Source organism: Streptomyces barkulensis (assembly GCF_002843305.1).
In the GTDB taxonomy this organism is placed as follows: domain Bacteria; phylum Actinomycetota; class Actinomycetes; order Streptomycetales; family Streptomycetaceae; genus Streptomyces; species Streptomyces barkulensis.
The window spans coordinates 1-15,381 of the sequence record NZ_PGSG01000097.1 but is presented as its reverse complement, the minus strand read 5'-3'; the positions used below and the strand labels follow the sequence as shown (position 1 = coordinate 15,381).

Below are 15,381 nucleotides of genomic sequence, written 5' to 3'. Positions count from 1 at the left end.
TGAGCTGTACTGATCTTCGTGGAGTCCCTCAAGCCTGGGTTACGCTTCCAGGCGTAAGGAGAACCACGAGCAATGCCAGCACCCCGTAAGTACCCCGATGAGCTGCGTGAGCGGGCGGTGCGCGAGGTCCGCGCGACCGGCCGCCCTGTGGCCCACGTCGCCCGCGACCTCGGCATCCACAAGGAAGCCCTGCGGTCCTGGGTCCGCCAGGCCGAGGCGGACGCCGGCGAGCGTGACGACCGGCTGACGACCGCCGAGCGCGACGAGTTGAAGGAACTCCGCAAGGAGAACGCCGAGTTGAGGCGGGCCAACGAGATCCTGAAGGCCGCCTCGGTGTTTTTTGCCCAGGAGATCGACCGTCCCCGGACGAGGCCGAGCAGGTGATCGACCACCTGCGCGACAAGGGCCTCGGGGTCGATCCCGTCTGCCGGGTGCTGGATGTGTCGCCGTCGACGTACTTCGCGCGCAAGACGCGGCCGAAGTCGGCCCGACGCCTGCGCGACGAAGAACTGATCCCGCTGGTCACAGCCGCGTGGGAGGACTCCGGGCGCACCTACGGCGCACGCCGCGTCACCCGCGCCCTGGTCCGCGCCGGACACACGGTGGCCCGCTGCACGGTCGAGCGGCTGATGGGCGAGCTCGGCATCGAGGGCGTCATCCGCGGGCAGCGCCGCCGCACCACGGTCCCCGAGCCGGCCGCGCCGCGCCCGCCGGACCTGGTCAACCGCCGTTTCACCGCCGAGCGGCCCAACCAGCTGTGGCTGGCGGACCTGACCTACATCCGCACCTGGTCGGGGTGGGTCTACGTCGCGTTCGTCCTGGACGCGTACTCACGCCGGATCGTGGGCTGGCAGGCCGCCACGCACCTGCGCACGGACCTGCCGCTGGACGCACTGGAGATGGCGCTGTGGCGGCAGAGGATCAAGAAGGACGCCGATCTCATCCATCACAGCGACCGCGGGTCGCAGTACGTATCCATTCGGTACACGGAACGTCTCGCCGAGGTCGGTGCCTCGGCGTCGGTCGGGTCCGTCGCGGACAGTTATGACAACGCGATGGCCGAGGCCCTCAACGGCACGTTCAAAGCCGAACTGATCGAACATCAGGGGCCATGGCGGGACTTCGACCAGGTCGAGCGGGCCGTCTTCCAGTGGGTCGCGTGGTACAACGGTGAACGACTCCACTCCGCCCTGGGCTACGTGCCGCCCGACGAGTACGAGCAGACGTACTGGGCGTACCTGGAGGAAGTCCCGCAGACCGCTTGATCACACGATCGCGGACTCTACGAAACTCGGGGCAGCTCAAACACCTCGGACTAGGCCGTGTCTCCCAACTCTCGGGCATGGAGGCATGAAGGGCCTCGCCGTGCTCGTAGACTCATGATGTGGCATTCATGAGCACTCCGCACTGCTGCTTCCTGTGATCGGAAGGCGCTGAGGGCGATGCCGTCCGGCGTCGCCCTCCTTGGTGTGCCTGCTGCGTAACTACTTTCCCGGTGCTGCCCGTCCTTCCTGAGGCAGTGACGCTCTGAGCGCGCGTGCAGGCACGGCCCCCTTCCCTTCGCCCCTTGCCTGGAGTGCCTCGTGCCCGTGTCGCTTCCCCCTGCTCTTGAACTGTTCCTCGACCTGCTGCGCTGCCCGGCGCCCGTGGTCTGGGGCTGGACACATCGGTGCGCGCGCTGCGCTCGGCGGCCCGTGCCCACGACCGGGCCGCCGCGGTGGCCTGGGACGTCTTCCGTCCCTTCCCGCTGGCTGACGGGGCGGCCGATGTCGTGCTGGACGTGTTCGCCCCACGCAACCCGGCCGAGTTCCACCGCGTTCTGCGCCCGACTGGCCGGCTGATCGTGGTCCGCCCCACCGTGCGGCATCTGGCCGAGCTGCGCGGCCGGGTGCCTGCGATGGTCATAGTCGACCCGGCCAAGGAGCAGCGTCTGCACCGGGCGCTGGCCCCCTTCTTCGAGGCCGTCGTCACCGAACAGGTGCAGTACTCCGTGCCTCTGACCAGGCTGGATGCCGTGGATCTGGTGGCGATGACGCCGAGCGCACGCCACGTGAGCCGCGCCGAGCTGGACGGTGACGGCCTACTGCCCGATCAGGTCACTGTCTCCGTGCTGGCCACCGCCTACCGGCCTCGGTGACCACGAGCGGACGCATGCGCCTGCTGACCGACGAGCAATGGGCGCGCCTGGCGCCCTGCCTTCCCGACAACGCCGGGAAGGCAGGGCGTCCGTTCGCCGACCACCGTCGCATCATCGAAGGGATCATCTACCGGTACCGCACCGGCATCCCCTGGAGAGATCTGCCCCGCGAAACATTCGGTCCCTGGCAGACGGTGTGGAAGCGTCATCGCAGATGGGCGGCTGACGGCACCTGGGACACGGCTCTGGCCCAGCTGACCGCCCAGGCGGACTCGACCGACGGGATCGACTGGACGGTATCGGTCGACTCGACGATCAACCGGGCCCACCAGCACGCCACGAACACCGCCCGGCCGGAGAAGGACACCAGCGCCGCCACCCGCCACAGCAAGGACGAAACTCCTGCCACTAGGGGTGAGCCCGCCGGCCACGCTATAGGCCGATCCCGTGGCGGTCTGACGACCAAGATTCATCACGCCGTGGACGGCAACGGCCGCCCGCTGGCCGTCGTAGTCACCCCTGGCCAGGTCCACGACGTGCAGGTCCTCCCCCTCTTGCTGGGCGACATCCGAGTCCCGCGACTCGGCCGCGGCAGGCCGCGCACCACACCGGACGCGCTGCTCGCCGACAAGGCGTACTCCTCCAAACAGGTCCGCGCAGACCTCGCGGTCCGTGGCATTCGCACGGTGATCCCCGAGCGCGCCGATCAACAGGCCAACCGCAAGAGGAAGGGCCGCAGCGGTGGACGGCCCCGGACTCTGGACACCGAAACCTACAAGCGCAGGAACACCGTGGAACGATCGTTCAGCCTGCTCAAGCAGTGGCGGGGTCTGGCCACCCGTTACGACAAACTCGCGATCATCTACCGCTCTGCAGCCGTGCTGGCGGCGATCATCGCCTGGCTACGGAGTTGAGAGACACGGCCTAGTACGAGGAGATGTACCGGCGGCAGCGCGCTGCGCACTCCTCGCGGCGCGTCCGGGTCGAGCACGGCATCGCCCATATGAAGAACTGGCGGGCCCCGGCCCGCTGCCTTGGACACCGCGAGTACATCGGCGACACCGGCCAGGCCGTCGCCCGCCTGCACAACCTCGCCCTCGACGCATGATCAACGCGAGGCCCTAACCATAGCTCAGCCTGCCTGCTCACGGCCTTCTGCAACACGTTTGAATGGAACTGATCAGGGTGGGGCCGGTCTCATGTGCGCGGCGGACGGTCATGCCGGGGCGACGAGGACGCCGGGAAGCTCACCGGCCTCCACGGCGTCCCGGTCGATGGCCACGCCCGTGTAGGCGCCCACGGCGGTGAACACCAGCTCGGGCAGGCGCTCGCCATGCTCCTCGAAGTACGCGACGACTTCGGCCTCACTGGCCTCGGGCATCGACGGGAACACCGCGCCCGCGGCGCCGAGGGCGGCGTCGAGGGCCGAGCCCTGCCCGGTGCCGGTGCCGAAGTCAGCCCGGTACGCGCGGGCACCGGGTGCGTGGATGATCTGGGCCGGGGGGCTGAAACGGTTGGCGGTCAGGCAGAGGATCTCCTCGCCCTCGCGGGGAAGCATCGACTCCACCTTGCCCTGGTAGCCGGTCGCCCAGGTCGCCATGCCCCAGTCCTCCAGCACGTACGTCCACTCACCGCCTATGCCGTACATGGCGCGATTGAGGTGGGAGGAGGGCCGGTCCGGCTGCCCGGCCGGTACGCGTAACTCCCTGTATGGGGTGCGCGCGGCCAGCTCGTCGAGGTCGGCGCCCAGGTTGATGAGGAACTCGTCCGTCTCCACGCCTCGGGCGCAGGTCAGCGAGATGCCGCCGAGCATGCCGGGCACGGCCGACGAAGGGGTGTGGTGGTGTGCGCCCATCCACGCGATGCCGCCACTCATGCCGGTCAGGCTATCGGCCGGTACCGGCAGCGCCTCGGTGGCGGCAACGGGCCCGGGCGGCACCGTCTGAGACGCAACCTCCCCGGGAAATCCGGAAGGCGAGGAGATCGCTCTCCTCGCCACACCCAACTTATAGCGCACCGGGGGGCTTGCCACAAGACCCCCATCAGAGCGGAGAATCGGCGGCCGATGCCCGACAACCTGCGGAAATGAGGGGCGCGACGTGTGCGTGCGGTGGTCGACGTGCGGGGAAGCGGCGGTGCGGTGGTCCCGGAAGGCGGCGCGATGAACGAGCAGTACGTGGTGGACCTCGCAGAGGTCGCCGGGATCCAGGTCGCGGCCGTCGGCGGCAAGGCGGCGCACCTGGGTGAGTTGTCACGGATCGAGGGGATCCGGGTGCCGGCTGGCTTCTGCGTGACGACGGACGCCTTCCGGCGGGTCGTGGCGCACGTGCCGTCGATCGACGAGCAGCTCGACGAGCTGGCGCGGGCCGCCCCGGACGACAGGGAGACGATCCGCACGCTCGGTGCGCGGCTCCGCCGTGCCGTCGAGGGAGCAGCCGTTCCGGGCGACGTCGCGGAGGCCATCACCCGCGCCCTCGCCCGATTCGGCGAGTGGGCCGCCTACGCCGTCCGCTCCAGCGCGACGGCGGAGGACCTGCCGACGGCCTCCTTCGCCGGCCAGCAGGACACCTACCTGAACGTCGTGGGGCCGGCGGCGGTCCTGGAGCACGTGAGCCGGTGCTGGGCCTCGCTGTTCACCGAACGGGCCGTCACCTACCGGCTCAGAAAAGGCATCGACCACCGCACCGTCCGCATGGCCGTGGTCGTGCAGCGGATGGTCTTCCCGGATGCGTCCGGCATCCTGTTCACGGCCGACCCCGTCACGGGGCATCGGAAGACCGCCACCGTGGACGCCGGGTTCGGCCTCGGCGAGGCCCTGGTCTCCGGACTGGTGAACCCGGACGTCTTCAAGGTGCGGGACGGCGAGATCGTCGACAAGACGATCGTCGCCAAACAGCGCGCCGTCCACGCCCTGCCGGCAGGCGGCACGCGGGATGTCGCCGTCGACGCCCGGCGGCAGGAGCAGCCGGCGCTGACGGATGCCCAGGTCTTGCGGCTCGTACAGCTCGGGCGGCGGATCGAAGCGCACTTCGGCCGCCCCCAGGACATCGAATGGTGCCTGGACGGCGACGACTTCCACATCGTGCAGAGCCGGCCCATCACCACGCTGTTCCCCGTCCCCGAGGCCGACGACCGGGAGAACCACGTCTACGTCTCCGTCGGGCACCAGCAGATGATGACCGACGCCATGAAGCCCCTCGGCCTCTCACTGTGGCGGATGACGGCCATGGCCCCCATGCAGGAGGCCGGCGGGCGGCTGTTCGTGGACGTCACCCCGCACCTGGCCGCACCCGCGAGCCGCGCCGCCCTCCTGGACATGATGGGGCGGGAAGACCCGCTGATCACGGACGCGCTGCAGACGCTCCTCGGCCGCGGCGACTTCGTCCCGTCGCTCCCCGACACGAAACCCGGCGGGCCACCGGCCGGCGGCGCCCCCGCCCCGATCGACACCGATCCGGCCCTCGTCACCGAACTGGTCGGGCGTAGCCAGGCGTCCGTCGCCGCGCTGGAGCGCGACATCCGCACGAAGACCGGACCGGAGCTGTTCGACTTCCTGCTGGAGGCCTTCGAGGACCACAAACGCGTCCTCGGTGATCCGCTGAGCATGCAGGTGATCATGGCGGGCATGGAGGCCACCTGGTGGCTCAACGACCGCTTGCGGGACTGGCTGGGGGAGAAGAACGCGGCCGACACGCTCACGCTGTCCGCCCCCGGCAACGTCACCTCGGAGATGGGACTGGCGCTGATGGACGTCGCGGACGCCGTCCGCCCGCATCCGGAGGTGGTGGCGTTCCTGCAGGGCGTCGAGGACGACGACTTCCTCGATGACCTGGCGAAACTCCCGGGCGGATCCGAAGCGCGCGACGCCGTCGAGACCTACCTCGACCGCTACGGGATGCGCTGCGTCGGCGAGATCGACATCACCAGGCCGCGCTGGCGGGAACGGCCCGCCGCCCTCGTGCCCGCGATCCTCGACAACGTCCGCAACTTCGAGCCGGGCGCCGCCGCACGTCGTTTCGAGGAAGGCCGGCAGAAGGCGCTGCGAAAGGAGCAGGACGTACTGTCCCGCCTGCGGGCCCTGCCGGACGGGGAGCGGAAGGCCGGCGAGACCAAGCGGATGATCGACCGGATGCGCACCTTCATCGGGTACCGGGAGTACCCGAAGTACGGCATCGTCAGCCGATACTTCGTCTACAAGCGGGCCCTGCTTGCCGAAGCCGAACGGCTCGTGCGGGCCGACGTGCTCGTCGAGAAGGAGGACGCCTTCTACCTCACCTTCGAGGAACTGCACGAGGCCGCGTGCTCGCATCGGGTGGACGCCGGGCTGATCCGGCAGCGCAAGGACGCGTTCCGTGCGTACCAGGCGCTGACCCCGCCCCGGGTGCTCACCTCGGACGGTGAAGCCGTCAACGGGGCGTACCGACGCGACGACGCACCGGCCGGCGCCCTGCTGGGCCTGCCGGTCTCCGCCGGGACCGTCGAAGGGCGGGCCCGCGTAGTCCTGGACATGGCGCAGGCCGATCTCGAAGAGGACGACATCCTGGTCACGGCCTACACGGACCCGAGCTGGTCGCCGCTGTTCGTCGGGATCGCGGGCCTGGTGACGGAGGTGGGCGGCCTGATGACCCATGGCGCGGTCATCGCCCGGGAGTACGGCCTGCCGGCGGTCGTGGGCGTGGAACGGGCCACCCGCCTGATCCAGGACGGCCGGCGAATCCGCGTCCACGGCACCGACGGCTACATCGAGTTGCTCTCCTGACCGGCGGCGTCCCAGGAGGCCGCCTTCTCCCCGGCCGGCCCCTCGATGATCCCGGCCAGGCCCGCGCCCCCGCCACCAGGAACGCGTCACCGCCTACCCGGCCCGCTGACCGCGAGACGTACAGCCGCCTCCACGGTGGGGTAGGACACGTCCCGCCCGCCGAACACGAAGCCCTCCACCTCCGGAGCACCCAAGAAACCCAGGCCGCAGGCGCAGCCCCGAGCCTCCAACGAACCCGGAGCGGTTCAGCCGGGGTGGTCCGCCGCTCAGATCCGCGAGAGTCGGGCAGGAAGGAGCTGGACGACCCCCACCCAGGGGAGGCCGCCCGTCTCGTGAGTCGCGCGAGGTGAGACCGTTCGGTGGTGTGGCCCAGCACCCCCGAGGAGGGCCGTTCTCTCCTGATTGCGCGTCGTGGGCCAAGGCGGCAGCGGGTTGGACCCGGCGGCCGCGCCCCCTGGTGCGGACGACGACGCCCCGCTCCCGCCGTGAGCGGTGGGGGCGGGGCGGGTGACCGGCTCAGGCGTGGCCGGCGGTGGGGCGGACGATGATCTCGCTGACGTCGACCTCGGCGGGCTGGTCGATGGCGAACGCGATGGCCGTGCCGACGGACGAGGCCGGGATGGCGACGCTGCGGTAGGTGCGCATCTCCTCGCGGCCCACCGGGTCCGAGATGGACTCCGCCAGTTCGGACTCGGTGACGCCCGGGCAGACGGTGGTGACCCGGATGTCGCCGCCGACCTCCTGCCGCAGGCCCTCCGAGACGGCCCATACGGCGTACTTGGTGGCGCAGTAGACGGCCGCGGTCGGGGAGACCTGGTGGGCTCCGATGGAGGCGACGTTGACGAACTGGCCGTGGCGCTGGGCCTGCATGACCGGCAGTGCGGCCGCGATGCCGTGCAGGACGCCGCGGACGTTCACATCGATCATGCTGTTCCACTCGTCGAGCCGGAGCGCCTCCAGCTTGGACAACGGCATCACACCGGCGTTGTTGACCAGGACGTCGACGCGACCGTGCCCGCTGTGGGCGGCGTCGACGAAGACCCGTACCTGTTCGGCGTCGGTTACGTCCAGACGGTGGTGTTCGGCGCTGCCGCCGGCCGCCCGGATGTTCTCGGTGAGTTCTTCGAGCCGTTCGGTACGGCGGGCGCCGAGTACGACGTGGTGGCCTCGCTCGGCGAGCAGTTTGGCGGTCGCCGAGCCGATGCCGCTGCTGGCGCCGGTGATGAGGACGACCTTCTGGCTGGTGGAGGGGGTCATGGGCGAAGAACTTCTTCGGAGTGGAGCGGCCGACGCGGTGGGCGGGCGCTCACGAGTCGGGGGTGGCGGCTCAGGCCGCCCGCAACCGGATCCCGGTCATGGCCGGGATCCCCGCCGGGCGCGCGGGTCGCCCTCGCGGTAGAGCACGAGGTGCTCGTGGAAGAGAACGCCGTCGCGGACGTCGCCGGTGGCGGTGAAGCCGGTGTCGTCGACGTAGTCGAGGTGGCTGCCGGTGACGGTGTAGCGGCCGGTGTAGGCGCTCCGGCGGTCGCCCCGGGCCTCGTCGTAGCGGCCGTCCGGCAGCAGTTCCTGGCGGATGAAGCCGTCCGCGGTCACCCACATCCCGACGTACTCGTGTTCATCGCGTGTCGTGTCGTTGCTGGTCATGGCTCCACCCTCGGCCCCGCGGCGGGAAGCGACCAGGCCGCCGTCCTCCTGGGTGAGGGCTTCCTGGGTGCCGCGCACCCACCGTCACGAGCGGCAGGGCCGTACGGCAGCGGCGCGGTGGGGGCGTCCGCCTCGGCCGGGGCCCTCGCGGCACGCCGCTCCGCGGATCGGATGCGGAGCTCTCGTCGTCGGCACCCGGCAGCGGTGCCGGCCCGCGCGGGCCCGGCCGCTCCCCGCGGCACGGCTGCCGTGATCACCGCCCGGTTCGCTGAACAGGCCCTTCGCAAGCGCTCCTTACGCACCACCGCAGCGGGCGGCACCCATTGTGGGTGCGGCGGACCTGGGGGCAGGGCGGCCTGGTTCCGATGACCGAACCCTTCGAAGCTGATGGAGCGGAAGCCGCCCGGCGTCATCCACCGCCCGCCCGGCTCCCGGCAGCGCACTTCGCGCATCGCACACACCGATCACCCCGAACCCACCGAGGAACGAGCAATGAGCGCTACCGACACGGACATCGCGGGCTGGAACTCCAAGGCCCTCGACGAGATCCTCTCGAACGACGCGGGACGTCCCGTCCTGTTCACCAACGCCCGCATCCTGACGATGGACCCGCTGATCGGGACCATGACCGGTGCCGACATCCTGTTCGTCGGCTCCCTGATCGTCGCGGTCGGCCCGTCCCTGTTCACCGCGGCGGAGGACGACAACGCCATCGTCGTCGACGCCACGGGCACGACCGTCGTCCCCGCCGTCGTGGACACCGTCGCGCTGGCCGGCGGCCGCGGCGAACGCTCGGAGTACGTCGCGACGCTGACCCCGGGCAACACCAGCGACCTGCTGGTGCTGCCCGACGAACTCGCCGCCGACGTACCGAGCGCCCTGGCCACGCTCATCTCCCGGCCCGAGCAGGTCCGCGCGCTGATCGCGGCCGGCCGGCCCGTGCTGTGGGCCGGCGCCGACGCCCCCGGCCGGGCCACCGCCCCCGAAACGGGCATCCCTGCCTCACCGGACCTGACCGGCAACCCGCGGGTCGGCGTCTGGATCGACCAGGACGACTTCCTGCACCAGGAACTCACCGCCGACGGCCGCTACGACGAGACGCGGGGCGGCCGCCCGCACGCCTACCAGGGCCGGTACTGGATCGACGGCGACCGGATCGACTACCTCGACGACCTCGGTTTCTGGGCCGTGGGGTACTTCCGCGGTGACGAACTGCACCACGTCGGCTACATCATGCACCTGGGCTGATCCCTCGCGCGGCGCCGTGATCACTTTTCCTCCGGGAAGGCCGTTGTCGGCCGACCCGGGGGAAGCCTCGGCACCACCGCCGGCCCCCTCGTGCCTGCTGGACGCCCACCGACGCGGACTCGCCGAGACCGGGCCGCGACACCACGTCACCCGCGCCGCGATCGGCCTCGCCCGCACCCGCGTCTCACCTCTTCGCGGCACTGCGCCCCGCTGGACGAGATCCAGCGGGGCGCAGTCAACCGACAGCGTCCTGCCTGCCGGAGGGGCGGGCGGCTGTCCGGATCCGCGGGGCAGGCGGCCTGGGCGGCGGCTTCGGCCGCACGCTGTCCACGATCATTCTCTCGTGGTGGTGCGATACGGCCGCGGCGCGCGGTCGCCGGGGGACAGCCAAGGGGCTACCAGGGCACGGGGCCGGTGGCGCCGACGAAGGCGGGGCTCGGCGTACCGGGCCCGGCGGTGGCGGCGGCGACGATCGCCGAGGCGCCTTCCGCGACGCTCTGGGTGCCCTGGTGGCCGTTGAGGTCGGTCGCGGTGAATCCGGGGTCGACCGAGACCACGCTGATCTGCGGGAAGGACTGCGCGTAGACGGCGGTGAGCATGTTCAGCGCGGCCTTGGAGGAGTTGTAGGCCAGCAGCGGCGCCCATGCGGGGAGCAGTTCGGTGTGGGCGGCCGGGTCGGCGTTGATCGCCAGGGAGCCCAGCGCGCTGGAGACGTTGACGATCGCGGGCCGGGCCGCCTGCTGGAGCAGGGGCAGGAAGGCGCGGGTGGTGCGCACTGCGCCGAAGACGTTGGTGTCGAAGACCTGCAGCAGGTCAGTGGCGGTCAGCTCGCCGGCCGGGGCGGCCGGGCCGGCGATGCCGGCGTTGTTGACCAGGACGTCCACCCGGCCCGCCTCGGCGCGCACCCGGTCGGCGGCCGCGGCGACGGACGCCTCGTCGGTGACGTCGATCAGCAGCGGACGGGCTCCCAGGGCCTTGGCCGCCGACTCGCCGCGGTGGGCGTCGCGGGCACCGGCGTAGACGGTGTGACCGGCTGCGACGAGGCGTCGGGCCGTTTCGAATCCGAGGCCCTTGTTGGCCCCTGTGATCACGGTGACTGTTGCCATGCCATTCACCCTGCGCGCCGCGACGAGGGACAGGGAGAGCCCTCCTCAGCGGGGGGTCGGCCAGTACCAGGCTGTTCCTCGGCAAGCGGCGGACAATGGATGGGTGAACGACGATCCCGCGGCCCTCGGCCAGGCCCTGCGCCACTGGCGCGACCGCACGAGCCCTGACGACCTGGGCCTGCCCCGCGGCGGGGTGCGCCGGGCGCCCGGACTGCGCCGCGAAGAGCTCGCGCAGCTCGCCGGCCTCTCCGTGGACTACGTCGTCCGCTTGGAGCGGGGCCGGGCCACCTCGCCCTCCCCGCAGGTCCTGGCCTCCCTCGCCCGCGCCCTGCGCCTGACCGAGACCGAACGCGACCACCTCTACCTGCTGGCCGGTCAGGCTCCGCCCACCAGTGGCCAGGTCTCCCCGCACGTTCCGCCGAGCGTCCAGCGCCTGCTCGACCAGCTCAACGGCAGCCCACTCAGCGTCCACGACGCCGCGTGGAACCTCATTTCGTGGAACCCCCTGTGGGCCGCCCTGATGGGGGATCCGTCCCCCTGGCGCGGCAGGGACCGCAACATCGCCTGGCGGCACTTCACCGGCCGGCCCACCCGCGTCACCCACGACCCCGACCAGCAGGACCGCTTCGAGACCGCCCTCGTCTCCGACCTGCGCTCCTCCGCCGCCCGATACCCCCGGGACACCCGGCTCACCGCGCTGATCAACGACCTGCGCGGTGTCAGCGACCGCTTCGACGACCTCTGGAACTCCCACACGGTCGGCTTCCACACCACCGACAGAAAGACCGTCCACCATCCCGGCCTCGGGCCGGTCGCCGTCGACTGCGACACCCTCACCGTCCCCGGCAACGACCTGCGCATCGCCGTCTGCTCCGCACCGGCAGGCACCGCCGCAGCCGACCGGTTCGCCCTGCTGAACACCATCGGGACTCAGGTTCTCGGCTGACGCGACCTGCGGTCCCAGGGTGGTGTACTGCTGATTGCGCCTGAGCGGCGGACTCGCCGGACCACCGGGCGGCAGTTGCTTGTCCGAGACGACCAGGCGGCCTCACTCCGGGCCGTTTCGTCGACGTACTCGATCCGGGTACCGGAGACCTGGTGGGGACCCGTGTAGGCGCTCTCCCGGTCGCCGCGCGCCTCGTCGTAGCGGCCGTTCGCGAGCAGTTCCTGACGGACGTGCCCGTCGGCCGTCACCCACATCCCGACGTACGGGTGCGGCGAGGCGTTGGCGACCTCGGCCGGGAGCGTTGGTGTGGGCGGTGGTGCCGCGGCCGGTGGGAGCTGCTGCGGACTGCGCTGTGCGGCCTCGCCGGAACCGGGGAGGCTCCCGCTGTCCGGTGCCGCGGTGCACGCGGTGAGACCTCCCACGATGAGGAGGATGACGCGTGTGACGCAGGCCATGGTCGCGGAGCGGGCCCTCACACGGCCCGCCTCGGTCAGTCGTCCTGGTGCCCTGGGTGGGTGGTCACCGCCAGCGAGCCGAGCAGGCGGAGCGCGTCCGTGGTCCCGGTGCCCTCCTGGGCGTGGTAGACGATCAGCTGCTGCCCCGGGGCGGAGCGCACGTCGAAGGTCTGCATGCGCAGGGTGAGTTCACCGACGTCGGGGTGCAGCAGCACCTTCGCGGCGTCACTCTTGCCCCGCGCGTCCCGCCTCCGCCAGAGGTCGGCGAACTCGCGGCTGCGCTCTGAGACGGTCTGCAGTACCTCCTGGATCCGCGGGTCGTTCGGCCGGGCACCCTCCAGGAAGCGAAATCCCGCGACCGCGTTGGCCGCGGCCCTCTCCCAGTCCGCGTGGAACGCGCGGACCGACGGGTCGAGGAACATCGTGAGCAGCACGTTCGCGCCGGGTTGCAGGTGAGGGAAGGCGGCCCGCCCCAGCGTGTTCGCGGCCAGGACGTCGTAGGCCCGCCCCAGCAGCAGGGCCGGCGTGCGGTCCCACAGCTCGACCAGGGCCAGCAACTGGGCATCCGCCCGCTCGATGCCGCCTTCGTTGTGCGGGAGCGGGGTCAGGCCCGCGATCCGGTACAGGTGCAGCCGGCCGTCGTCGTCCAGCAGCAGCGCGTCGCTCAGGGCGTCCAGGACCTGCGGCGACGGGCGCCGCTCACGTCCCTGCTCCAGGCGCACGTAGTAGTCGACGCTGATGCGGGCCAGCATCGCGACCTCTTCGCGCCGCAGGCCGGGAACCCGTCGCCGCCCGTCCTCGGGCAGCCCGACGTCGGACGGCGTCACCTGCGCACGCCGGCCCCGCAGGTAGTCGCCCAGTTTCGAGGTGTCCATGTTGCTCAGGCTAGGCTCCCGAGCGGCTGGGAGCCTGGTCCCAGTACCCCCAGGACAGGTCGCGGTCCCCTGCGGTGCCCCAGTCCGTCGAGGGTGGAGGCCATGCCCGGCATCGCCCGCCTGCACAACCTCGCCCTCGCCGGATGAGGCGCAAGCCGGCAGGTCGGTCAGTGTGTCCCAGAACGTCTACGGGACAACCTCAGCGGAGTCTCGCGGACACGAACAACGACAACCCCGGCCGTCAGGTGCGGCTGACCTTCCTCGGACAGCCGTCGAAGGGGCGAACCGGGCCGCGGCGCGACCGCCGACGGCTGATGGTCGAGCCCGTTGGTTTCCTCGGCGTGACCCGGTCGGTGGCCGAGCCGCTGTCGCGGGGCACCACGGTGGTCTCGCACTCCCGCACCATCGAAGCCGCCGACCGCTTCCGCTGGTACCAGGACGGCGTCGAGCGGTTGCCGTTCGATCCGCTGTCTCCCTACCGGCGCGGCGGCAGCACCCCGGAGGTGGCGGTGGAGCAGATGCGGGCGGCCGGCTTCGACCTGCGCGCCGGCGCCGAGCGGGACATCGGCCTGCCCACACAGGCGGCATTCGCACTCGCCGAGCGCCTCACCGGGGTGCAGGTCACCCGCGGACTGCTGGAGACGGCCCCGTTGACCGGCACTCTGGTCGACCTGCCCCGCCCCTGACACCAGCACCCCCAGCGGGTCCAGGCAGCCTGCTCCAACCCGCCGTTGGAAAGTGGACGGCGATGCGCCGTCCCCGGGGTTCTTTGCGCAGGTGCATCCAGACGACCACGCCCTGGCCGCGGCAGACCCCGGCACACTGCAGGCCACGCACCGGAAAGCCGACCGCCGCAGACTCCTCGAAGTGATCCGGCCCAAGACCCCGCGTATGGCCGACCGGCTGGTCCAGGACATCTTCGGCGCGCTCGATGAACAAACCGTCGTCGTCCCGGGGACAGGCACCCTCGGCATCGTGGTCCCGTCCCTGGCCCGTTCCCTGGCGGCCGTCCACGAACAGCGCCGGGCCCTGGAAGCCCGGGACTGTAAATCGTTCGGTGTAACTCCCGATCATGGAGGATGCATCGATGACCAGTGAGAACGTGGCTGAGCAGGACGCTGTCGAGTCGGCAGCGGCTGTGTCGGCGAAGGCCGTGGACGACCGGCTGATCGACGAGCTGGTGAGCCGGGCCCAGGCCGAGGGCCTGCAGTTGACCGGCGAGGGCGGGCTGTCCCCGCAGGGGGCAACCCCCGGCAGCAGCTGACCAGGCGGCTGCTGGAGTCCGCCCTGGAGGGTGAGATCACCGACCACCTCGGCTACGACAAGCACGACCCGGCGGGCAAGAACGGCGGCAACTCGCGCAACGGCACCCGCGCCAAGACCGTGCTGACCGACGTGGGGCCGGTGGAGATCGTCGTGCCCCGCGACCGGAACGGCTCCTTTGAGCCGAAGATCGTCAAGAAGCGGCAGAAGCGCCTGACCGGGGTCGACGAGATGGTGATCTCGCTGGCCGCGAAGGGCCTGACCACCGGCGAGGTGCAGGCCCACCTGGCCGAGGTCTACGGCGCTGACGTCTCCCGCCAGACCGTCTCCACCATCACCGACAAGGTGCTCGAGGGCATGGCCGAGTGACAGAACCGGCCCCTCGACCCGGTCTATCCGGTGGTCTTCATCGACGCCATCCACGTGAAGATCCGCGACGGTGCGGTGGCCAACCGGCCGATCTATGTGGCCCTGGCGGTCACGGTCGAGGGCCGGCGGGAGATCCTGGGCCTGTGGGCCGGTGACGGCGGCGAGGGCGCCAAGCACTGGCTGCACATCCTCACCGAGCTCAAGAACCGCGGCGTCAGCGACGTGCTGATGCTGGTCTGCGACGGGCTCAAGGGCCTGCCCGAGGCAGTGGACGCGGTCTGGCCGAAGACGATCGTGCAGACCTGCGTGGTGCATCTGCTGCGGAAGTCCTTCCGCTATGCCGCCCGCCAGGACTGGGACAAGATCGCCAAGCTTCTCAAGCCCGTCTACACCGCACCGACCGAGGAGGCCGCCCTGGACCGGTTCGCCGAGTTCGCCGACGCCCGGGGCCGGAAGTATCCGGCGATCGTGAAGCTGTGGGAGAACGCCTGGGTGGGGGTGCCCCCGGACGGAGTCTGGGGGAGAGTTCACTCCGTTCCTGCGGTTCGATGCCGAGATCCGCCGCATCGTCTGCACCAC

At 71.1% G+C, this 15,381-nt stretch carries 12 protein-coding genes and 4 pseudogenes; 10 read left to right on the top strand and 6 right to left on the bottom strand.

Translation table 11 applies throughout. From position 1 onward, the window contains the following. Nucleotides 1-72 precede the first annotated feature (72 nt). The 4 genes and pseudogenes from CUT83_RS20285 to CUT83_RS20270 all read left to right on the top strand — a co-directional run bounded on the left by CUT83_RS20285 (nucleotide 73) and on the right by CUT83_RS20270 (nucleotide 3,245). Nucleotides 73-1,265 (top strand): IS3 family transposase gene (locus tag CUT83_RS20285; protein WP_101253822.1). Its coding sequence is split into 2 segments (ribosomal slippage): nucleotides 73-337 and nucleotides 337-1,265, totalling 1,194 coding nucleotides; the frame shifts between segments, so codons are not numbered across the junction. Between the two features lie 368 nt (nucleotides 1,266-1,633). After that, nucleotides 1,634-2,137: pseudogene (locus CUT83_RS20280) on the top strand (methyltransferase type 11); the annotation flags it as partial. A gap of 14 nt (nucleotides 2,138-2,151) precedes the next feature. Then, the gene (locus CUT83_RS20275) at nucleotides 2,152-3,051 is read left to right on the top strand and encodes an IS5 family transposase (RefSeq protein ID WP_101257281.1); all 900 of its coding nucleotides are present in this window, start codon (nucleotides 2,152-2,154) and stop codon (nucleotides 3,049-3,051) included. 23 nt (nucleotides 3,052-3,074) lie between these two features. Further along, a complete protein-coding gene (locus CUT83_RS20270; protein WP_240958533.1) occupies nucleotides 3,075-3,245 on the top strand; it encodes a hypothetical protein in 171 nt (56 codons plus the stop codon). A 108-nt stretch (nucleotides 3,246-3,353) separates the two neighbouring features. Here CUT83_RS20270 and CUT83_RS20265 read toward each other — a convergent pair whose 3' ends face one another. Beyond that, nucleotides 3,354-4,013: a hypothetical protein gene (locus CUT83_RS20265; RefSeq protein WP_143688597.1), complete on the bottom strand. Its 660-nt coding sequence runs from the start codon at nucleotides 4,011-4,013 to the stop codon at nucleotides 3,354-3,356. A gap of 285 nt (nucleotides 4,014-4,298) precedes the next feature. Here CUT83_RS20265 and rph point away from each other — a divergent pair, with 285 nt between their 5' ends. Beyond that, nucleotides 4,299-6,896 (top strand): rifamycin-inactivating phosphotransferase, encoded by a 2,598-nt coding sequence (rph, locus tag CUT83_RS20260; RefSeq protein WP_101257284.1) that lies wholly within the window; start codon nucleotides 4,299-4,301, stop codon nucleotides 6,894-6,896. A 516-nt stretch (nucleotides 6,897-7,412) separates the two neighbouring features. On the opposite strand, the gene CUT83_RS20255 is transcribed toward rph, so the two are convergent. Both CUT83_RS20255 and CUT83_RS20250 read right to left on the bottom strand, forming a co-directional pair. Further along, nucleotides 7,413-8,153 (bottom strand): SDR family oxidoreductase, encoded by a 741-nt coding sequence (locus CUT83_RS20255; RefSeq protein WP_101257279.1) that lies wholly within the window; start codon nucleotides 8,151-8,153, stop codon nucleotides 7,413-7,415. A gap of 96 nt (nucleotides 8,154-8,249) precedes the next feature. Beyond that, on the bottom strand, nucleotides 8,250-8,540 hold the full coding sequence (locus tag CUT83_RS20250; RefSeq protein WP_101257283.1) for an Atu4866 domain-containing protein: 291 nt from the start codon (nucleotides 8,538-8,540) through the stop codon (nucleotides 8,250-8,252). 492 nt (nucleotides 8,541-9,032) lie between these two features. On the opposite strand from CUT83_RS20250, the gene CUT83_RS20245 reads away from it, so the two are divergent. Beyond that, complete coding sequence (locus CUT83_RS20245; RefSeq protein ID WP_093657897.1) at nucleotides 9,033-9,788, top strand: Atu4866 domain-containing protein; 756 nt, start codon at nucleotides 9,033-9,035, stop codon at nucleotides 9,786-9,788. A 395-nt stretch (nucleotides 9,789-10,183) separates the two neighbouring features. On the opposite strand, the gene CUT83_RS20240 is transcribed toward CUT83_RS20245, so the two are convergent. Next, complete coding sequence (locus CUT83_RS20240) at nucleotides 10,184-10,894, bottom strand: SDR family NAD(P)-dependent oxidoreductase (RefSeq protein WP_101257278.1); 711 nt, start codon at nucleotides 10,892-10,894, stop codon at nucleotides 10,184-10,186. Nucleotides 10,895-10,997: 103 nt separating this feature from the next. On the opposite strand from CUT83_RS20240, the gene CUT83_RS20235 reads away from it, so the two are divergent. Further along, entirely contained in the window at nucleotides 10,998-11,840 is an 843-nt protein-coding gene (locus CUT83_RS20235; RefSeq protein ID WP_240958534.1) for a helix-turn-helix domain-containing protein, read from the top strand. Nucleotides 11,841-11,953: 113 nt separating this feature from the next. On the opposite strand, the pseudogene CUT83_RS31065 reads toward CUT83_RS20235, so the two are convergent. Further along, nucleotides 11,954-12,112: pseudogene (locus CUT83_RS31065) on the bottom strand (Atu4866 domain-containing protein); the annotation flags it as partial. 218 nt (nucleotides 12,113-12,330) lie between these two features. After that, nucleotides 12,331-13,170: a helix-turn-helix transcriptional regulator gene (locus CUT83_RS20225; protein WP_101257276.1), complete on the bottom strand. Its 840-nt coding sequence runs from the start codon at nucleotides 13,168-13,170 to the stop codon at nucleotides 12,331-12,333. 314 nt (nucleotides 13,171-13,484) lie between these two features. Between CUT83_RS20225 and CUT83_RS20220 the strand changes: the two genes are divergently transcribed. The 3 genes and pseudogenes from CUT83_RS20220 to CUT83_RS20210 all read left to right on the top strand — a co-directional run. After that, nucleotides 13,485-13,856: a DUF6461 domain-containing protein gene (locus CUT83_RS20220; protein ID WP_143688596.1), complete on the top strand. Its 372-nt coding sequence runs from the start codon at nucleotides 13,485-13,487 to the stop codon at nucleotides 13,854-13,856. 142 nt (nucleotides 13,857-13,998) lie between these two features. Then, nucleotides 13,999-14,211 (top strand): annotated as a pseudogene (locus CUT83_RS20215) (IS110 family transposase); the annotation flags it as partial. A 46-nt stretch (nucleotides 14,212-14,257) separates the two neighbouring features. Further along, a pseudogene (locus CUT83_RS20210) lies at nucleotides 14,258-15,381 on the top strand (IS256 family transposase); the annotation flags it as partial.